Annotated in this window: 15 protein-coding genes and 1 pseudogene; 4 read left to right on the forward strand and 12 right to left on the reverse strand. The window is 68.5% G+C overall.

Annotation, left to right across the window (positions count from 1 at the left end; all coding sequences use genetic code 11):
• Both ACYVII_RS13055 and ACYVII_RS13060 read right to left on the reverse strand, forming a co-directional pair.
• Positions 1 to 607: hypothetical protein (locus tag ACYVII_RS13055; RefSeq protein WP_460535725.1), on the reverse strand; the 607-nt coding region annotated here is incomplete at its 3' end.
• Between the two features lie 284 nt (positions 608 to 891).
• On the reverse strand, positions 892 to 2,340 hold the full coding sequence (locus tag ACYVII_RS13060; RefSeq protein ID WP_460535727.1) for a zinc-dependent metalloprotease: 1,449 nt from the start codon (positions 2,338 to 2,340) through the stop codon (positions 892 to 894).
• A 139-nt stretch (positions 2,341 to 2,479) separates the two neighbouring features.
• On the opposite strand from ACYVII_RS13060, the gene ACYVII_RS13065 reads away from it, so the two are divergent.
• From ACYVII_RS13065 to ACYVII_RS13080, 4 genes are all read left to right on the forward strand, one after another.
• Positions 2,480 to 3,643, forward strand: coding sequence for a YlbL family protein (locus ACYVII_RS13065; RefSeq protein WP_460535729.1), 1,164 nt, complete (start codon positions 2,480 to 2,482; stop codon positions 3,641 to 3,643).
• Between the two features lie 167 nt (positions 3,644 to 3,810).
• Complete coding sequence (locus ACYVII_RS13070; protein WP_460535731.1) at positions 3,811 to 6,765, forward strand: UPF0182 family membrane protein; 2,955 nt, start codon at positions 3,811 to 3,813, stop codon at positions 6,763 to 6,765.
• Positions 6,766 to 6,776: 11 nt separating this feature from the next.
• Positions 6,777 to 7,763, forward strand: a complete 987-nt coding sequence (locus ACYVII_RS13075; RefSeq protein WP_460535732.1) for a D-2-hydroxyacid dehydrogenase family protein — start codon at positions 6,777 to 6,779, stop codon at positions 7,761 to 7,763.
• A 39-nt stretch (positions 7,764 to 7,802) separates the two neighbouring features.
• Entirely contained in the window at positions 7,803 to 8,585 is a 783-nt protein-coding gene (locus ACYVII_RS13080) for an SDR family NAD(P)-dependent oxidoreductase (protein WP_460535734.1), read from the forward strand.
• A gap of 21 nt (positions 8,586 to 8,606) precedes the next feature.
• On the opposite strand, the gene ACYVII_RS13085 is transcribed toward ACYVII_RS13080, so the two are convergent.
• The 10 genes and pseudogenes from ACYVII_RS13085 to ACYVII_RS13130 all read right to left on the reverse strand — a co-directional run bounded on the left by ACYVII_RS13085 (position 8,607) and on the right by ACYVII_RS13130 (position 19,457).
• Positions 8,607 to 9,554 (reverse strand): cytochrome b/b6 domain-containing protein, encoded by a 948-nt coding sequence (locus ACYVII_RS13085; protein ID WP_460535736.1) that lies wholly within the window; start codon positions 9,552 to 9,554, stop codon positions 8,607 to 8,609.
• 91 nt (positions 9,555 to 9,645) lie between these two features.
• Positions 9,646 to 11,019, reverse strand: a complete 1,374-nt coding sequence (locus ACYVII_RS13090; RefSeq protein ID WP_460535738.1) for a ferredoxin--NADP reductase domain-containing protein — start codon at positions 11,017 to 11,019, stop codon at positions 9,646 to 9,648.
• A pseudogene (gene cobA, locus ACYVII_RS13095) lies at positions 11,016 to 11,729 on the reverse strand (uroporphyrinogen-III C-methyltransferase); the annotation flags it as partial. The gene ACYVII_RS13090 and the pseudogene cobA, both read right to left, overlap by 4 nt.
• A gap of 35 nt (positions 11,730 to 11,764) precedes the next feature.
• The gene (locus tag ACYVII_RS13100) at positions 11,765 to 12,754 is read right to left on the reverse strand and encodes an ABC transporter permease (protein ID WP_460535740.1); all 990 of its coding nucleotides are present in this window, start codon (positions 12,752 to 12,754) and stop codon (positions 11,765 to 11,767) included.
• A complete protein-coding gene (locus ACYVII_RS13105; protein ID WP_460535997.1) occupies positions 12,744 to 13,475 on the reverse strand; it encodes an ABC transporter ATP-binding protein in 732 nt (243 codons plus the stop codon). Before ACYVII_RS13105 ends, ACYVII_RS13100 begins: the two co-directional genes overlap by 11 nt.
• A 71-nt stretch (positions 13,476 to 13,546) precedes the next feature.
• The gene (locus tag ACYVII_RS13110) at positions 13,547 to 14,629 is read right to left on the reverse strand and encodes an ABC transporter substrate-binding protein (protein ID WP_460535742.1); all 1,083 of its coding nucleotides are present in this window, start codon (positions 14,627 to 14,629) and stop codon (positions 13,547 to 13,549) included.
• A gap of 43 nt (positions 14,630 to 14,672) precedes the next feature.
• Positions 14,673 to 16,046, reverse strand: a complete 1,374-nt coding sequence (locus ACYVII_RS13115; protein WP_460535744.1) for a sulfate adenylyltransferase subunit 1 — start codon at positions 16,044 to 16,046, stop codon at positions 14,673 to 14,675.
• A complete protein-coding gene (gene cysD, locus ACYVII_RS13120; protein ID WP_460535746.1) occupies positions 16,046 to 17,026 on the reverse strand; it encodes a sulfate adenylyltransferase subunit CysD in 981 nt (326 codons plus the stop codon). The genes ACYVII_RS13115 and cysD overlap by 1 nt, the downstream gene beginning before the upstream one ends.
• Positions 17,023 to 17,754, reverse strand: a complete 732-nt coding sequence (locus ACYVII_RS13125; protein WP_460535748.1) for an adenylyl/phosphoadenylyl-sulfate reductase — start codon at positions 17,752 to 17,754, stop codon at positions 17,023 to 17,025. Before ACYVII_RS13125 ends, cysD begins: the two co-directional genes overlap by 4 nt.
• Complete coding sequence (locus tag ACYVII_RS13130) at positions 17,751 to 19,457, reverse strand: nitrite/sulfite reductase (protein ID WP_460535750.1); 1,707 nt, start codon at positions 19,455 to 19,457, stop codon at positions 17,751 to 17,753. The genes ACYVII_RS13125 and ACYVII_RS13130 overlap by 4 nt, the downstream gene beginning before the upstream one ends.
• Positions 19,458 to 19,557: the final 100 nt, after the last annotated feature.

Genomic DNA, 19,557 nt, shown 5'->3' on the forward strand with positions numbered 1-19,557 from the left:
CCAACGCGCCGGGGGTCACCCGTTCGGCGATCCCGGCCAGGCGTTCGTCGTACGTGCCCAGCACAGCATCCGGGAGGCCGCTGGACGAGTCGACCGCGGCACGGACATGCTGCGGGCTGATCCGACCCGAGCAGAACAGATCACGCAACCGCGGCAACGACGTCGTGAGGACCTCTCCTTCCCACGCCATGCTCCGCACCGTGTTCTCACTGACATGCAACCGGTGCGCGAGATCGAACGCGACCGACCGAAGAGCGAAGTCCACCTCATCCGCTTTCGGGTCACGCTCCGTGATCCCCACCGGCACGTAGATCCGCGGATCCTCACGTGCAAACTGGAACGCTTCCCGGATCGCGAACATCTGCCGAGCCGCCTCGATGTTCACCATCGTCTGCGAGCCGACCGCAGCATCCAGAGCGAACCGGATCGCCTCCTCACCCGACACCGTGACCGCCGAGGACACGAACCGATCCGCAGGCGAGGAAGCCCCGGACGCGTTCTGGAACGAGCACCGGTCGCAGTCGTCGACGAGCGAGGACTCGTCGATGGCATCCACCCACCACAGCTGGGCCTCCAGCCCAGCATCCGGCAGTCCTTCATCGTTCATGTCTTCGACGCTAAATCCGACCACCGACAATCCGAACGCGTCTCTGACCTGGCCTTTTGACTGTGGATAACCACCCAACCCGAACCCTGTGGACGGAAAGACGAGGGCTCTCAGGTGAGCGCCCGTTCACCCTCTGCGGGTACGTCGAAGGGGGCGTTCGGCGGCAAGCCCACGATGGCGAGTACCAGGATCAGGTCATCCTGTCGGCACTCGCCCACGAATGGCTCCGCGTCTGACCCGAGCCTCGACTGCGTCCACCGCCGAGCCAGAGTCCGACGGCCGGATCAGACGGGCTTCGGCCCCTCGCCGGCGTCATCCGGCTTCTCGTCGTCACCACTTGGCGATCCGCCGCCACTCTGCGACCCATCGACGCTCGGCCGTCCGTCGCCCCCGGCGGGCGCCTCGCCCATGTCCACACCGTTCAGCAGCGCCGCAATGGCCTCGTCCATCTCGTCGTACTCCGGCTCCGCACCGGAAGCGGATGCCGTCAGCCGCGCGACGAGACGGCTCGGGTCGTCGATGTCCTCGGAACTCGGAAGCAGATCGGGGTGCGACCACAGGCGGTCCCGCTCGTCGTCACCTGCAGCATCCGTCACCTGCGACCACATCGCCGCGGCCTCGCGCAGACGGCGGGGACGCAACTCGAGCCCGACGAGTGTCGCGAACGCGGACTCCGCCGGACCTCCCGCGGCTCGCCTGCGTCGCACGGTCTCGGCGACGGCGTCCGACTTCGGCAGACGCGACGTGGCACGTGCCGTAACAACGTCCACCCAGCCCTCGATGAGGGCGAGCAGAGTCTCCAGCCGGGCGAGCGCCGCTTCCTGCGCCTCCGTCCTGGGCGGGATCAGGGCACCGCTCACCATCGCCTCGCGCAACTCCTCCGGGTTGGACGGATCGAAGCCCTCCGCGAGCTCCTGCATGCGGTCGGCATCGATGGTGACCCCACGGGCGAACTCGGTGATCGCGGTGATCAGCCGCAACCGCAGCCACTTCGCGTGCCGGAAGAGCCTGGCATGCGCCAGTTCGCGCACCGCGAGATAGATCGCTACCTGGTCGGTGGGGATGTCGAGCCCCTCGCCGAACGCGGCGACGTTCTGTGGCAGAAGCGCGGCCGTACCGCCGCCCAGCAGCGGGATGCCCACGTCACCCCCGGACACCACCTCGGCAGACAGCTGCCCGACCACCTGGCCGAGCTGCACGGCGAACAGCGTGCCGCCGACGGCACGTACGATGTGGCTCGCGTTCTGCAGCATGCCGCGCATCTCTTCGGGTGCCTGCTCCTGCATGACGGTCGTGAGGGCATCCGAGATGCTCGTCGCCACCGGCTCGGCCAGCTGCGTCCACACCGGCATGGTGTCGTTCACCCACTGCCGGCGGCTCATCAGCACCGGTGTGGTCATCAGCTCGGAGATGCTCGTCACCTCGTCGAGCCAGAGCGCCGCGACGGTGAATGCCTGGTCGAGCGACGCGCGCTCCGCCGGCGTCGCCTCCACGGCATCCTTCGAGGCGATCGTCGTGCCCTGCTCGAGCGCGATGTTCCAGTCGATACCGTCGGAGGAGGAGCGCAACGCGCCCTGCAGCTGGCTCATCAGGGCCTGGATGCTCGCAGCATCGCCAGGCAGTCCCGCCGCGCCGGCGAGCTGGCTGGGATCGAACGACGCGTTTCCCGACAGGAACTGCCGCAGCATGTCGCGCAGCTCGTCGTCGGGGTCGTTCCGGTCGTCATCGGACATGCGATGCCTCTTCCCGTCGTCGCCGTGTGTTGCGAATCACCGTCTGAAACAACGCTAGACCGCTGCACAGCAGCCGCAGGTGGGAAATCGCCTACGCTGGGCTGGTCCGCCGTCCGCCCGTCGCGAACAGGAGCCATCCGTGTCGCTGTTCTCCGATGACGCGCAGGCGGAAAGCACCGGAGAGGCAGCGGATGCCGGCGACGAGGCATCCGGCGACGCTCGCGTTCCCCGTTCCCGCCGCGTCGGCGCTGCACTTGTCGTCGTGGCGTTCGTGCTGCTTCTCGTGATGGCGCTCTCACCAGCGCCGTACGTGATCGAAGCGCCCGGGCCGGTATTCAACACGCTCGGCGACGACCATCCGGTCGGGCAGACGCCGTCGAACGCTGACGCGAAGAAGCCGCTCATCGTGGTGGACGGGCACAAGACCTACCCGACGAAGGGGTCGCTCGACCTGCTCACGGTCTCCGAGATCGGCGCGCCGGGCCAGCTGCCCAACTGGGGCGAGGTCATCCAGGCGTGGCTCTCGCCGTCACGCGCCGTGATTCCGGTCGGCATCGCGTTCCCGCCCGGCCAGAACGTGCAGCAGCAGAACGCCGAGAACGCGCAGCTGATGACGGACTCGCAGAAGGATGCGGTCGCCGCTGCGCTGAACGAGCTCGGCTACCACTTTTCCCAGCGCATCATGGTGAAACAGGTGGCGAACGGCCCGGCGAAGGGGGTCATCGACGTCGGCGACGAGATCACCGCCGTCAACGGGGCCACAGTGAAAGGCGTGCAGTCCCTGCGCGACCAGCTGGCCAAGAACGGGGCCGGAACGCCGGCGACCATCACGATCGTGCGGGACGGCACGAAGCAGAACGTCACGGTGACGCCGGAGAAGACCGCCGGCTCCGTCGTGATCGGCATCGGCGCGACCATGGATTACACCTTCCCGTTCGACGTCACGATCCAGCTGAACAACGTCGGCGGACCGAGCGCCGGCCAGATGTTCGCGCTCGGCATCATGGACAAGCTCACACCCGGCTCGCTGAACGGCGGAGCTCACGTCGCCGGCACGGGCACGATCGACAACGAGGGCAACGTAGGGCCGATCGGCGGCATTCGGCAGAAGATGTTCGGCGCCCGCTCGGCGGGGGCGACCGTGTTCCTCGCACCGGCTTCCAACTGCGACGAGGTGACCGGGCACATCCCGGCCGGCCTGCACGTCTACGCGGTCAAGACCCTGAACGACTCGCTCAAGGTGCTGGATGCCGTGCGTACGGGCTCGAGCACCGCGCACCTTCCCACCTGCAAGGCGTCATAGGGGTCGCACCGCGCATCCAGCGCGTTCCCAGGTCACATCCGACCGGCGCGCGGGATGCCCACCCTAGGATGGGTGTTTCAGGGCGCGCGAGCGGGCACACGGCACGCGCATCCTGACGCCCGACAGCGAACCGTGAGGCTCGCGCGCCCCCACCAAGAGGATCATTCGTGACATCCGCAGCAGTAGGCCGCCCCGGTCGACGTCGCCGAGCGGCGATCTGGATCACGCTCGGTATCGTCGCCGTGCTCGTCATCGCGTTCTTCATCTTCACGAGCCTGTACACCGACGTGCTGTGGTTCCAGCAGCTCGGCTACCTCGAGGTGCTCACCACGCAGTGGTTCGCGGGGTGGGCGATGTTCTTCGTCGGCTTCTTCGCCATGGCGATCCCGCTCTGGCTGTGCATGTTCCTCGCCTACCGCCTGCGCCCCGTGTACGCGAAGCTCGACTCCGGCGTCGGGCGCTACCAGCAGGTCGTGGAGCCTCTCCGTCGGGTGGCGACCTACGGCATCCCGATCATCTTCGGCCTCTTCGCCGGAGCAGCCGCCTCGAGCAGATGGCAGACCGCCGCCCTGTGGCTGAACGGCGTGTCTACGGGCAAAACCGACCCGCAGTTCCATCTCGACGTGTCGTTCTACATGTTCGCGCTGCCGTTCTACCGCAGCGTGCTCGCGTACATGTCGGCCGTCACGATCATCGTGCTGCTGGCGACGATCGCCACCTGCTACCTCTACGGCTTGGTTCGGGTGAACGGCCGCGAGGTGCGCATCTCCCGGGCAGCGAGAGTACAGATCGCCGTGATCGCCGCCTTCTACCTGCTGCTGCAGGCAGTCAGCATCTGGCTCGACCGGTACGCCTCGCTCACGGACTCCACCGTCGGCGGCCGGGTCAACGGCGCAGCGTACACGGACGTGACGGCCACGATTCCCGGCCGGGCCATCCTCGCCGGCATCGCCGCGCTCGTGGCCCTGCTCTTCGTGCTGACCGCGTTCATCGGCAGGTGGCGCTACCCGCTGGTCGGCACGGCGCTGCTCATCGTCTCGGCCATCATCGTCGGGGTCATCTATCCGTGGGGTGTGCAGAAGCTCATCGTCGCGCCGAGCGAGAAGACGATCGAGTCCACGTACATCGCCAGATCGATCAAGTCGACGCAGCAGGCGTTCGGCGTCGACAACGTGAAGGTGAGCACGTACGACGCGAAGACGGATGCCAAGCAGGGCGCGCTGCGCAAGGATGCCGACACCACGGCGAGCATCCGCATCCTCGACCCGTCCGTCGTGTCGGGGGCGTTCGCCCAGCTGCAGCAGTTCCGGCAGTACTACGGGTTCAGTCAGGACCTCGACGTGGATCGCTACACGATCGACGGCAAGGAGCAGGACAGCGTGGTGGCGGTGCGCGAGCTGCACCAGTCCGGCCTGGGCGATTCCGGCAAGTACAACGACACCTTCGTGTACACGCACGGTTACGGCCTCGTCGCTGCGTACGGCAACAAGCGGCAAGCCGACGGACAGCCGGACTTCTTCGAATCCGGCATTCCGACCTCAGGCGCGCTCGGCGAATACCAGCCGCGGGTGTACTTCGGCGAGGACTCGCCGCGGTACTCGATCGTGGGTGCCCCGAAGGGCTCGAAACCGGTCGAGCTGGACTACCCGGCCGGCTCGGGCAGCGAGCAGGCGACGTACACCACGTACTCCGGCAACGGCGGCCCGAAGCTCGACAACCTCTTCACGCGTCTCGCCTACGCGATCAAGTTCCAGGATGAGCAGATCGTGCTGTCGGATGCCGTCAACAACGACTCGCAGATCCTCTACAACCGAGACCCGCTCTCGCGCGTGCGACAGGTGGCGCCGTATCTCACGTTGGACAGCGACCCGTACCCTTCGGTGGTGAACGGCCGCATCGTATGGATCATCGACGGATACACGACCAGCGACCAGTACCCGTACTCTCAGGAGGTCTCGTACGGCGACGCCATCTCCGACTCGCAGAACTCCTCGACCACCGGGTTCGGTATGGACAACGTGAACTACATCCGCAACTCGGTGAAGGCCACGGTCGACGCGTATTCGGGCAAGGTGACGCTGTACGCGTGGGACGCGTCGGACCCCGTGCTGAAGACGTGGGAGAAGATCTTCCCCGGCACGGTGAAGCCGCTCAGCGACATGAGCGGTGCTCTGATGAGCCACGTGCGCTACCCGGCCGACCTGTTCAAGGTGCAGCGCGAGATCCTCGCTCAGTACCACGTGACCGATCCCGGGTCGTTCTTCTCGCGCACCGACGCGTGGCAGGTTCCCGACGATCCCTCGAGCTCGGATGCCACGTCGCTGCAGCCGCCGTACTACCTGACGATGCAGATGCCCGGCCAGAAGTCGCCGCAGTTCTCGCTCTACACCACCTACATTCCGCAGTCGACGAGCGCATCGAACCGCAGCATCCTCAAGGGATACCTGGCGGTCGACTCCAACGCCGGGAACAAGCCGGGCACGAAGGCATCCGACTACGGAACGCTGCGACTACTGCGTCTGCCGTCGCAGGACACGATCCCCGGGCCGGGCCAGGTGCAGAACAATTTCGACTCCGATCCGGGAGTGTCCACGGCGTTGAACCTGCTGAGACAGGGGTCGACGAAGGTGATCAACGGCAACCTGCTGACGTTGCCCGTCGGCGGCGGCCTTCTCTACGTCGAACCGGTGTACGTGCAGTCCAGCGGTTCCACGAGCTACCCGCTTCTGCAGAAGGTGCTGGTCTCGTTCGGTGACAAGATCGCGTTCGAGAACACCCTCGACGGCGCGCTCGACGTGCTGTTCGGAGGCGACTCCGGTGCGACGGCCGGCGACACAGGGGCGGGCTCCACGAGCGAGCCGACGACCAGCCCGTCCACCGGCACGGGCGGTTCCGGCGCATCGTCGCAGAACGCCTCAGAGGAGCAGAAGCTGCAGGCTGCGCTGACCGACGCCAAGCAGGCACTCGCCGACCGTGACGCCGCGCTGAAGGCGGGCGACTGGACAACATATGGCGCACAGGATGCCCGGCTGCAGAAAGACCTCGCCGACGCGCTCGCCGCACAGCAGGCGCTCTCCGGCTCGGGTTCGTCGGGTTCGAGTTCGTCGTCCGGCTCGAAGTAGCGAGAATCGGCGTGGGCGGAGGGGTGTGGTCGTCGGGCAAGCGTCGCGTTCTGACGATCCTCGACGACTACCAGCGGATCGCGCTGCGCTCCGCGGACTGGTCATCCCTCCTCGACGTGTTCGACATCGACGTCGTGGAGCGGCATCTCGAGGGGGCAGAGCTGCTGGAGCGCATCCGCTCCAGTGAGGCGATCGTGGCCATGCGAGAACGCACCGCGTTCCCGGCCGAGGTGCTTGAGAGTTTGCCGTCGTTGCGGCTGCTCGTCACGACGGGCATGCGCAACGCGTCGATCGATCTGGATGCCGCGAGACGGGCGGGCATCGTCGTGTGCGGCACGGGGTCGGGGGGCAACGGCGTCGCAGAGCTGACGATCGGCATGATGATCGCATTGATGCGGCACTTCGTGGAGGAGGACGCTGCCGTCCGCTCGGGCGGATGGCAGCACACGATCGGGCCAGGGCTCGCCGGGCGCACGCTGGGCGTGCTCGGGCTCGGACGTCTCGGCGTCCCAGTCGCGCGGCTGGCACAGGCGTTCGGCATGCGTGTGATCGCGTGGAGCCGTTCGCTCACGCAGGATCGTGCCTCAGAGCACGGTGTGACGGCTGTGACACGCGACGAACTGTTCTCGGTGCCGGACATCCTGACGATCCATCTGCCGCTTACACCGGGAACGCGGGGTCTCGTGGGTGCAGCAGAGCTCGCACTGATGCGTGAGGACGCCTACCTGATCAACACCTCCCGCGGCCCCATCGTCGATGAGGCGGCGCTGTTGGATGCCCTGCGCAACGGCAGCATCGCGGGCGCGGCGCTCGACGTGTACGACCGCGAGCCGATGCCGGCCGACCACCCGTTGCGTTCCGCGCCGAACACGCTGCTGCTCCCACACATCGGCTACGTCTCCACCGACAACTACCGGGCGTTCTACGGCGACGCCGTCGACGACGTTCTGGCGTACCTCGGCGGCACGCCGGTGCGGGTGCTGACGGCACCGGCGTAGTCGAGCAGACCCGGCGGCGCACGGCCTAGCGTGGCTGACATGACGGAACCCTTCATCCCAGACTCGCCGTTCGACCTCTCCGGCAGCGCCGTGCTCGTCACGGGCGCCCGGCGCGGACTCGGCCGCGCCGTCGCCCTCGAGTTCGCCCGCTCAGGCGCCGACGTCGCCATCGGACTGCGCGACGAGACGGACGACGCAGGACTGGCATCCGAGATCGAGGCTCTCGGTCGTCGCGCACTGCCCGTGCGCATGGATGTCACTGACCTCGACGCAGCCAGGGCGGCCATCGACCGCACGGTCGACGAGTTCGGCCGGCTTCATACCCTGGTCAACAACGCCGGCGGTGGAATCGTGGCACCGGCCATCGACGTGACGGAGCAGGACTTCGACCGGGTGTGGGCGCTCAACACGAAGTCGACGTACTTCCTGTCGCAGCACGCCGCCCGGCACATGCGAAACGCGGGCGGCGGTGCCATCGTGAACATTGCCTCCCAGGCCGGGCTCGTGGCACTGCCAGGGGAGTCGTCGTACTGCATCGCGAAGGCGGCCGTCGTGCACATGACGCGATGCCACGCGGTCGAGTGGGGCGAATACGGCATCCGGGTGAACGCGCTCGCCCCGACCTTCATCGAGACCGACGGCACCGAGGCGGCACTCTCCGACCCTGCGTTCCGAGCGGACACGGTGGAGCGCATCGCCGGCCTCCATCGCATCGGCACCCCGCGCGAAGTGTCCGGCGCGGCCGTGTTCCTCGCCTCACCGGCCGCATCGCTGATCACGGGTCAGACGCTGGCCGTAGACGGCGGGTGGACCGCACGCTGAGCCCGGGGCCGAGGCGAGCGCTCAGCGCCGCTTGACGCTGCCGGTCAGCTCGGCGACGGCATCCAGTCGCGGCGGCCGCAGCACGGCCCACGCGACGGCGATCACGATGAGCGAGACGACGAACACGACGAGGCCGACCCAGGTGTCGTCATCTCGCAGCCCGTACAGGTGGTTGAGGTTGCGCAGCGGCTCGGTGAGCAGAACGAGCGCGACGTGCACCACGGTGAACGCCACGAACCAGATCATCGTCGCGAAATGGATGACCCGGGCCACCGGCAGCGGGAACCGCTTGTCGAACCGCCGCCACCGAACGGAGAGACCCGGTGCGAGACGGATGCCCGTGAGCACCGCGAGCGGCGCCGCGACGAACACGGTGACGAAGTAGGTCAGCAGCTGCAGTGCGTTGTAATTCACCCAGCCGTCGGTGTGCGGCCAGTGGAACGAGACGTACTGCAGCGCGGCGGAGACGGCGTTCGGGATCGCATCCCACCTGGTCGGAACGATGCGCACCCACTGCCCCGTGCTGAACAGCAGCACGACGAACAGCAGACCGGTAAGCACCCAGAGGGCGTCCACCGTGAGGTGCCACCACGACGTGAGCGTGATGCGCACCGGCGGGTTGGGCGTGCGGACGAGGCGGTCGTTGTCGCGGATCCAGAACTCGCGCGGCCGGGTGCCTGAGCGCCGGGTGCGCCGCACGGTCCAGCCGGAGAGCACGATGAACAGCAGGAACGCGCCGCTCAGGAAGTGCAGGACCGCCAGCCACAGCGGAAAGCCGACCGGCGCCCACGACGGCAGCTCGCTCTGCCCGGGGTACGTACGGATGAAGTCGGCGACGGCCGGAAGCGCCACGAACCAGCGTGCGACGAGCACCACGACCACGGCGCCCACGACGACGAGCGGGATGATCCACGTGAGCGGACGCCACCTGCTGCGCGTTCCGACCGCGGCCTGCTCCTGCGTTGTCATCGGGGTTCACCGTAACTCATGCGAGTGGGAGGCTGCGCCGCGCGGACGTGGCGCGGCCGGCTCACCCGGTGGACTGGTCGTCGGGGCCGGCTCACCCGACCGACACCGCGGCGTTCGAGACGGCGACCTGCTCGTCGCGTGAGACGACCTTGACCCGCTCGCGCTCCACGGGTGACGTGTCGGCCGCGCCGAGTGCGCGCTCATGGGCATCGAGGGCCAGCCAGCCCTGCCACGTCGTGTACTGGATGCCACGCTCCTCCAGCAGCGCGAGCACCGCGTCCGGCTCGGCCTCGGCTGCCCGGGGCAGGTCGTCGAAGTCGCTGACCAGGTGTTCGATCGTCTCCATTGCGTCGCCTTTGGTGTGGCCGATCAGGCCGACCGGGCCGCGCTTGATCCAGCCGGTCGTGTACAGGCCGGGAATCGGGGCGCCGTCCTGGCCCAGAACCCGCCCCTCCTCGTTGCGCACGACCCCGTGCTCGGCGTCGAACGGCACGTCGGGCACCGGCGACCCGACGTAGCCGACCGCGCGGTAGAGCGCCTGCACGGAGTGGTCACGGAACTCGCCCGTGCCGACGGCCGCGCCGCCGCGCAGAACCGTGCGCTCGAACCGCACGCCCTCGACCGCATCCGTGCCGAGCACCTGCACCGGCCGGTGCCAGAAGTGCAGGTGCAGCCTGCGCGCCGCATCCGTTCGCGCACGCTCGAGCCAGCCGCGCATGGTGCGCGTCATCACCTTGACCTGGTTCGTGCCCGCCGCCGCGACGACCTCGTCGATGCCCGCGACGTCGGCGAAGTCCTCCTCGTACACGATCGTGTCGACGCCCGGGATCTCACCGAGCTCGCGCAGCTCGATGGGCGTGAACCGCACGTGCGCAGGGCCGCGCCGGCCGAACACGTGCACGTCGGTGACGGGCGACGCGGCCAGACCGGCGTGCACATTGGCCGGGATGTCGGTGCGCAGCATGTCCTGTGGCAGCTTCGCGAGCACGCGTGCCACGTCGAGCGCCACATTGCCGTTGCCGATCACCGCGATCTCGCGGGCGTTCAAGGGCCACTCGCGCGGGACATCCGGATGCCCGTCGTACCAGCTCACGACATCCGCCGCACCGAACGATCCGGGCAGGTCGATGCCCGGGATGTCGAGCTCGGCATCGCGGGACGCCCCGGTCGCGATGATGACCGCGTCGTACAGCCGGCGTGCGTCGGCCAGAGTGAGGTCGCGACCGAACGTGACGTTGCCGAGCAGCCTGATGCTGCCGCCGTCGAGCATCTCGTGCAGGGAGTTCACGATGCCCTTGATGCGCGGGTGATCGGGGGCGACGCCGTAGCGGATCAGACCATATGGCGCCGGCAGCGCCTCGAACAGGTCGATCGAGACGTCCAGTCCGGTTCGGCTCAGGATGTCGCCGGCGTAGATGCCGGCCGGGCCGGCGCCGACGATCGCGACGCGTAAGTGCCGGGTCATTGCTGTTGGTTCCTCTCGTACAGGTTCACGACGTCGCCCACCACGGTGACGGCGGGCGGACGGATGTCTGCGATCGCAGCGATCGCCGCGATGGTGCCAAGCGTGCCGGTCGTCACGCGCTGCCGCGGTCCGAAGCCGTCTTCGATCACTGCGACCGGGGTTTCGGGGCGTCGGCCGGCTCGCACCAGGGCGGCCGCGCTTGCGGCGAGACCGCCTACGCCCATCAGCAGCACGACGGTGTGGTTCGATCCGCCGGGGATGTCGGCGATGTCCTCGTGTCCGGTGAGCACCGTGAAGCCGTTCGCGATACCGCGCGCCGTCACGGGAATGCCCACGGCTGCCGGCACGGCGATCGCGCTGGAGACTCCGGGTACGACCTCGACGGGCACCCCCGCCGCGCGGCACGCGGCGACCTCTTCCGGACCTCTGCCGAACACGAACGGGTCGCCGCCCTTCAACCGCACGACGGCCCGGCCGGCGAGGGCGTGCTCGACGATGATGCGGTCGATCTCGTGCTGCGGCACCGGATGATGGCCTGGATGCTTGCCCACGTCGATCACGAGCACGTCGTCAGCGAGCTCGCCGAGCAGAGAGCGGGGGCCGAGCCGGTCGGCGACGACGACGTCGGCGGCGTGCAGCAGCTCGAGCCCGCGTACGGTGATCAGTCCCGCGTCGCCGGGGCCGCCGCCGATCAGCGCGACACTGCCGATCCCCGCGGTGACCACGGCGGATGCGGCGGACTCGCTCACCGCTCACCACCGCGCGCAAGGCCGCGGGAGCGAGCCAGCCTGCGTTCGATCGGGGCGAAAACGAGCAGTTCGACGACGATGCCGATCGCGAGGATCGACAGGATCGCGACGAAGACCCCCGAGATGTCGGCGAGCTGCCTGCTCTGGTCGAGCAGGGTGCCCAGCCCGAAACCCATGGTGCCGCCGGTCGTGATGATCTCGGCCGCCATGAGCGAGCGCCAGCTGAACGCCCACCCCTGCTTGAGCCCGCCGAGATACCCGGGCAAGGCGGCCGGGAGCACGATCAGCGTGCCCTGCTGCACACGCCCGGCACCGAGCACGGTTCCGACGCGCCGGAACAGCGGCGGCACCTGGTCGACGCCGTTCAGCAGACCGTTCACGATCGACGGGATCGCCCCCATCAGCACGACGAAGTATGCGGTGGCATCCGTGAGTCCGAACCAGAGGATCGCGGCGGGAACCCACGCGACCGACGGAAGCACCTGCAGCCCGGTGATCAGCGGGCCGAACGCACGTCGCAGCACCCGCACCTCGGCCAGCAGCAGCCCGAACGGTGTCGCGACGGCCGCGGCGACGAGAAACCCGATCACACCGCGCTCGAGGCTCGTGAGCACGGCCTGCTGCAGGCGCCCCGCGGACCAGAGCTGGCCGAATGAGCCCACCACGTCTCCGGGGCTCGGCACGATGTCCGGACGCGGATGCGCGACCGTCACGTACAACTGCCACGCCACGACCAGCACGACGAGGAGTGCGACGGGCAGCAGCACGCTGCCCAGCACGCGGCGCCACGAGCGGCCCGACCCCGCGTTCTCCGCTTGCAGGGAGTCGAGCCCGGACTCGAGGGACCGCAGGTCGGAGTCGAGGGGACCGCCGACGGATGACGGTGCATCGGCGTCGTCTCGATACGCGTCCTTCCGGACGTCGCGCGCGACGGATCCTGAGCTTGCCGGAAGGCGAGCTGTGGTGACCGGGGCTTCAAGCGGCACGGCGGATCTCCGTTCGGAGGTGGTCGGTGATCTCGATCGCCAGGCGCGAGACCTCCGGCGATTCGATGCGGCGGTCGTCGGCCTCGTCGAAGGCGGATCCGACCTGCCACTGCGCCGCGATGCGTCCCGGCCGCGACGACAGCAGCACGACCCGCTCACCGAGGCGCACGGCCTCGCGCACGTTGTGCGTGACGAAGACGATCGTGCGACCCGTTTCCCGCCAGACCCGCACGAGCTCGTCGTGCAGGAGGTCGCGGGTGATGGCATCCAGGGCGGCGAACGGTTCGTCCATCAGGAGCACGTCGCGATCCTGGGCAAGTGCCCTGGCCAGTGCGACGCGTTGCCGCATGCCTCCGGAGAGCTCGTGCGGCCGTCGGTCCGCGGCGTCTGCCAGGTTCACGAGGTCGAGCAGCTCGAGCGCCCGAGGGCGGCGGCGGGATTTGGGCGTGCCCGCGAGCTTCAGAGCGAGTTCGACGTTGCGGGATGCACTCAGCCAGGGAAACAGCGCAGGCTCCTGGAACATCACGGCGGCGCGGCCGCTGGGCACGTCGACGGTGCCCGAGGTAGGGGCTTCCAGGCCCGCGATGATGTTCAAGAGTGTCGACTTGCCGCATCCGGATGCCCCGACCAGACACGCGAACTCACCCTTCGCGATGGAGAGTGAGACATCGTCCAGCACGACGGGCCCGCGGGCGGCATAGCGTTTCGTTAGCGCCCGGATGTCGACGGCGGCACTCTCCCCGCCGGCCGCGTGGCCGCGAGGCGGCGTGCCGGCACCCGTGGACACGGCGCTCATTGTCGGCCCAGCCCTGCCGCGGAGACCGGTGCAGCCCCGCTCTTCTTCAGCGCCGTGTTCACTATGCGCAGATCGAAGAGGCCGTTCAGCTTCGCGTTCTTCGCCAGCCCCGCGTCGACGGCATGCTTCAGCTGCAGGGGGAAAGTCGAGGCGAGAGGGTCGACGCTGAACGACACGTTCTTCAGCGCACGCGCGACGACGGCGTCGGGGATTGCGGATCCACCGTCCGCGGTCAGCCGGGCGTTGATCGCCTTCACGGACTCTGCGGAGTCGTGGTGGTTCAGCCAGGAGATGGCATCCCGCTCGCCGGCGATCAGGGCGGCGACGGTCTGCGGATGCTGTTGCAAGAAGTCGGTGCGCACCACGAGCACCGTCGTGGGGAACGCGCCGCCCTTCCACTGCGTGTGCTCGTCGACGAGAACGTGAGCACCGGCATCCAGAACCAGGCGGGACGCCCACGGCTCCGGCAGCCACGCGCCATCCACCTTGCCCTGCTTGAAGAGCTGCAGGGTCTGGGCGTTGTCCGTCGGGGTGATGGTGACGTCGCCGCCGCCGCTGACCGAGGTCTTCAGGCCGTTCTTCGCCAGGTAGGTGCGCAGAGCGACGTCTTGCGTGTTGCCGAGCTGGGGCGTCGCGAGCGTGGTGCCCTTCAGCTGTGACACATTGTCGATGCCCTTGCGCACGACGAGCGCGGCACCGCCGTTGGTCGCCCCGGCGACCACCCGGAGCGATGCGCCGCCGCTGGCCGTGAACGAGTTGATCGCGGGAGACGGACCGAGGAAGGCGGCATCGATAGCGCCGGCGCTCAGCGCCTCAATGGTGGCAGGGCCGGCATTGAATCGCTCGGTCTTGAGCGCCACGGAGCCAAGCGACTTGCTGAAGATGCCCTCCTGCACGCCGATCAACGCGGGCGCGTGGGTGACGTTGTCGAAGTACCCGAGCCTGAGTTGCCTAGCGCTCGTGGTCGCCGCTGCGTCGGCGGCGGGGGAGGAGCATCCGGATGCCATGATCGCCACGCCGGCGCACATCGCCAGCACGCTCAGGAGTCGGAGGATGGGCTTACTGGTGCGTAACGCCATGGTGGTGCTCCTTTCGTGTCGGAGATTCGTTGCGGATGCAGGTTCAGGCGGCGGTGTCGATGACCGTGCCGGCCGCGAGTGTGGCGCCGTCTTGCGGGTGGATGACGACGAACGCTCCGGCCCTGCGGTGCTCGGCGTACGGCTGCAGCGGCAGCGCCGACGCCAGGCGCAGGGTCGCCCGTCCGATGTCGTTGATCTCGAGCCGCTCGGCCGGATGCAGCCCGAGCGTGTCGAGGTCGAACCTGCCCTGCAGTTCCCGCACGAGCGCCTGCACGGTCGCGGTGCCGTATTTGACGAGAATGCGCGCTCCGGGCGTGAGCGGGCGCGGGTCAAGCCAGAACAGCGACGCCGTGAGGTCGGACGAGGGGAGCGGATGCGTGCCCTCCGCCACGATCACGTGCCCACGCGCCACGTCGAGGTCGTCCGCCAACCGCAGCGCGAGCGACTGCGTGGCGAACGCGGTCTCTCTCGCCTCGCCGGCACGGTCTATCGCGGTGACGGTGGTCGTTGCGCCGCCGGGGATCACGGTGACGCGGTCGCCCACCCGTACGGAGCCGGATGCGACCTGGCCGGCATACCCGCGATAGTCCCGGTAGTCATCGGCATCCAGTCCAGGCGCGAGAGCACCCTGCGGACGGATGACCGATTGCACCGGAAATCGGAAGGGCGCCGTCGCGGACTCCACCTCGTCGACGACGCTGAGGGTCTCCAGCAGCTCGAGCAGGGCGGGACCCTCGTACCACGGCGTGTTCGCGGACGGCTCGACGACGTTGTCTCCCTCCAGCGCGGACACCGGGATGACCCGTGGGTCGTCGATGCCGAGTTCGGTCGCGACGGCGATCACCTCCGACTCGACTGCCCGGAAGACCGCCTCCTCGTAGCCGACGAGGTCGACCTTGTTGACGGCCACGACGAGGTGCGGAACGCGCAGCAGCCGCACGACCGACAGGTGGCGGCGGGTCTGCTCGAGAACGCCCTTGCGCACGTCGACCAGCACGACGACCGCGTCCGCCGTGGTCGCTCCGGTGACCATGTTGCGGGTGTACTGCACGTGACCGGGGCAGTCGGCGAGGATGAAGCTGCGCCGGTCGGTCGCGAAGTACCGGTAGGCGACGTCGATCGTGATGCCTTGCTCGCGCTCGGCCCGGAGCCCGTCGGTGAGCAGCGCGAAGTCGAGACGATCGCCGCCGCCGAATCCGCGGGCGGCGCTGGCCCGGGTGAGGGCATCCAGCTGGTCGACGAGGATGGCTTTGCTGTCGTGCAGCAGGCGTCCGACGAGGGTGGACTTGCCGTCATCGACGGATCCGGCCGTGGCGAACCGGAACAGCGTGTTATCGGCCCGCGACAGCACAGCTGTCTCGGCGCTGGGGTCGCGGCGAAGGTTCACTGGACCTTCGCTTTCAGCTCCACCGCGCATCAGAAGTACCCGTCCTTTTTGCGATCTTCCATCCCGGCCTCTGAGATGCGGTCGTCGGCTCGGGTCGCACCGCGCTCGGTGATGGTGGATGCCGCCACCTCGCGCACGACGGCGGCGACGTCGGCGGCATCCGACTCAACGGCTCCCGTGCACGACATGTCGCCCACCGTTCGATAGCGCACCGAGCGTCGTTCGACGTGCTCGTCCGGACGGGGTGGGGAGACCGGGCCGACCGCGCGCCACATGCCGTCGCGCCGGTACACGTCGCGTTCGTGCGCGTAGTACAGAGGCGGCAGCTCGATTCCCTCGCGCTGGATGTATCGCCACACGTCGAGCTCTGCCCAGTTGCTGATCGGGAACGCACGCACATGCTGTCCGGGCGTGTGCCGGCCGTTGTAGAGGTTCCAGAGCTCGGGGCGCTGGTTGCGCGGATCCCATTGGCCGAACTCGTCGCGCAGCGAGATGATGCGTTCCTTGGCCCTGGCCTTGTCCTCGTCTCGCCGTCCGCCGCCGAAGACGGCATCGTGCCTTCCTTCGCGGATGGCGTCGAGCAGGGGCAGCGTCTGCAACGGGTTGCGGGTGCCGTCGGGACGCTCGGACAGGCGTCCGTCGTCGATGTAGTCCTGCACGCGCGCGACGTGCAGCCGTAGCCCCAGCCGTTCGACCGTCGCGTCTCGGAACGCGATCACCTCGGGGAAGTTGTGCCCGGTGTCCACGTGCAGCACGGGGAACGGTATGCGCGCTGGCCAGAACGCCTTTGCCGCCAGGTGCAGCATGACGACGGAGTCCTTGCCGCCGGAGAACAGCATCACCGGCCGCTCGAACTCGGCGACGACCTCGCGGATGATGTGGATCGCCTCGTTCTCGAGCGCGTCCAAGGCGGTGCCTGCATTGCCGGAGCCCGTACGCCCGCCGGCCTCGCCGGGCACGACAGCGCGGGTATCGAAACCCGCCGTCGCGGTCAGCGTCGCGTCGCTCATAGATGTATCCCGCATTCCGTCTTGGCGAGCCCGGCCCAGCGACCGGACCGCGGATCCTCTCCGGGCGCCACCTGCCGCGTGCACGGTTCGCACCCGATTGACGGATACCCGTTGCTCAGCAGCAGGTTCAGCGGCACGGCGTGCTCGGCGGCGTAGTCGAGCAGCTCGTCGAAGCTCCACGCGGCAAGCGGGTTCACCTTGACCAGCCCGTGGCGCTCGTCCCACTGGATCAGCGGGGTCCCGGTGCGGGTGGGTGCCTCATCGCGACGCACCCCGGTGAACCACACCTCGTAGCCGGCCAGCGCCTTCTTCAACGGTGCTACCTTGCGCAGGGCGCAGCAGAGGCCAGGATCGCGGGAGAAGAGCTCGGCGCCGTACTCGGCGTCCTGCTGCGCGACGGTCTGTTCGGGCAGCACGTCGACCACGGTGACATCGAGCGACCGCGCCACCTCGTCGCGCGTGATCCTCGTCTCCAGAAAGTGATAGCCCGTGTCGAGGAACAGCACATCGACACCGGGCAGCTGCTGCGAGACGAGGTGCGGCAGCACGGCATCCGCCATGGAGCAGGCGACGGCTGCAGCACGCACGCCGAAGTTCTCCGCGACCCACGCGACGACCTCGGCGGCGGATGCCTCGACATCCGTCCCCGAACCGACCGCTGCGGCACCCGCCTCGGCCAGCTTCCGCAGCTCCTCCGTCGAGCGGGTGCCGGTTCGCGTTCCGCTCATCGCAGCGCCTCCTCGTCTGCCGCATTCGCCCACTCGGCGAACGTCTGGCCGTCGCTGCGGTCGGCGAGGTACCGGCGCACGAGCCGCTCGACGTAGTCGGGCAGATCGGATGCGATGACCTTGAGCCCGCGCACGGTGCGGCCGAGCGCTGCCTCTGCCCGCGTGTGCGAGGCGAGACCCCCGCCGAGGTGCACCTGGAACCCCGGATGCTGCACGCCGTGCTCGTCGGTGACGATCTGGCCCTTCAGCCCGATGTCGGCAGCCTGGATGCGCGCGCACGAGTTCGGGCATCCGTTCACGTGAAGGCTGATGGCCTCCGGCAGCTCGACGTCGGCGAGCCGTCGCTCGAGCTCCGCGATCGTGTCGCGCGCCGTGTCCTTCGTGTCGACGATGGCGAGCTTGCAGTACTCCAGCCCGGTGCACGCCATGGTACTGCGGCGGAACGGACTCGGTCTGCTGGAGAGGCCGAGGGCGTCCAGGTCAGCGACCATGGAGGGAACGAGCTCCTCGGCGACGTCGAGTACGAGCACCTTCTGGAATGCGGTGAACCGCAGGCGCTCGGACCCGTGCCGCTCGACGGCATCCGCCAGCTGGATGAGCTCGGTACCGGAGGTACGGCCGACCGTGGTCGCTGCGCCGATGTAGTACCGGCCATCCTTCTGCTTGTGCACGCCGACGTGGTCGCCTGGGCCGGTCGCCCGCCGCGGGGCGGGGCCGTCGGGCAACGAGTAGCCGAGGTATTCGGTCTCCAGAACGTGCCGGAACCGCTCAGGTCCCCAGTCGGCGAGCAGGAACTTCAGCCTGGCCTTGTTGCGCAACCGGCGGTATCCGTAGTCCCGGAAGATGCCGGTGACACCCTCCCACACCTCCGGCACGCGCTCCTCGGAGACGAACGCTCCGAGTCGCTCGGCGAATCTCGGAGTCGCAGCGAGCGCCCCGCCGACCCAGAGGTCGAAGCCTGGGCCGAGCTCGGGATGCACGACGCCGACGAACGACACGTCGTTGATCTCGTGGGCGACGTCGAGACTCGGATGCCCGGTGATCGCGGTCTTGTACTTGCGCGGCAGGTTCGAGTACCTGGGGTCTCCGATGTACCGTTCGCTCAGCACGCGGAGCGCGGCGGTCGGGTCGATGATCTCGTCCGCCGCGATACCGGCCACCGGGCTGCCGAGCATGGTGCGCGGCACGTCACCGCACGCCTCGGTGGTGCGCATGCCGACTTCTTCGAGCCGGCGCCAGATCTCGGGCACGTTCTCGATCTCGACCCAGTGCAGCTGCACGTTCTGCCGGTCGCTGATGTCGGCTGTGTTGCGGGCGAAATCGCGGGAGAGCTCGCCGATCGTCCGCACCTGCCTGGTGTTCAGCACACCCCCGTCGGTGCGGATGCGCATCATGAAGTAGCGGTCTTCGAGCTCTTCAGGCTCGAGCGTCGCGGTCTTGCCGCCATCGATGCCCTGCCGGCGCTGTGTGTAGAGGCCCCACCACCGGAACCTGCCGTGCAGGTCGGTCGACTCGATGCTGTCGAAGCCGTTCTTCGCGTAGATGGTCTCGATGCGCTCGCGCACGTTGAGTCCGTCGTCGTCGCGTTTGAGCACTTCGGTCGGGTTCAGCGGCTCGGCGCCGTCGACCTTCCACTGCCCGTTCGGGGTGCCAGCTCGCGGCGGGCGCACCCGCCGTGCCGGTCGTGATTCCACTGACGTCATGCTCACCTCGCTGGAGTCGGTCCGGCGACGGTTGCGCAGTGCTGCTGCGCTTGGAATGACGGTGCTGTATGTCCGGACCGGCGTTCACGCTACGTGCGCC

The sequence above is a fragment of the Humibacter ginsengiterrae genome (assembly GCF_054780115.1).

What these genes read in the sequence shown, in the direction of transcription:
- ACYVII_RS13060 (WP_460535727.1), bottom strand. Translation starts at nt 2,340, where the DNA reads ATGTCCGATGACGACCGGAACGACCCCGACGACGAGCTGCGCGACATG.
- ACYVII_RS13080 (WP_460535734.1), top strand. Translation starts at nt 7,803, where the DNA reads ATGACGGAACCCTTCATCCCAGACTCGCCGTTCGACCTCTCCGGCAGC.
- ACYVII_RS13085 (WP_460535736.1), bottom strand. Translation starts at nt 9,554, where the DNA reads ATGACAACGCAGGAGCAGGCCGCGGTCGGAACGCGCAGCAGGTGGCGT.
- ACYVII_RS13090 (WP_460535738.1), bottom strand. Translation starts at nt 11,019, where the DNA reads ATGACCCGGCACTTACGCGTCGCGATCGTCGGCGCCGGCCCGGCCGGC.
- ACYVII_RS13110 (WP_460535742.1), bottom strand. Translation starts at nt 14,629, where the DNA reads ATGGCGTTACGCACCAGTAAGCCCATCCTCCGACTCCTGAGCGTGCTG.
- ACYVII_RS13115 (WP_460535744.1), bottom strand. Translation starts at nt 16,046, where the DNA reads ATGCGCGGTGGAGCTGAAAGCGAAGGTCCAGTGAACCTTCGCCGCGAC.
- cysD (WP_460535746.1), bottom strand. Translation starts at nt 17,026, where the DNA reads ATGAGCGACGCGACGCTGACCGCGACGGCGGGTTTCGATACCCGCGCT.
- ACYVII_RS13125 (WP_460535748.1), bottom strand. Translation starts at nt 17,754, where the DNA reads ATGAGCGGAACGCGAACCGGCACCCGCTCGACGGAGGAGCTGCGGAAG.
- ACYVII_RS13130 (WP_460535750.1), bottom strand. Translation starts at nt 19,457, where the DNA reads ATGACGTCAGTGGAATCACGACCGGCACGGCGGGTGCGCCCGCCGCGA.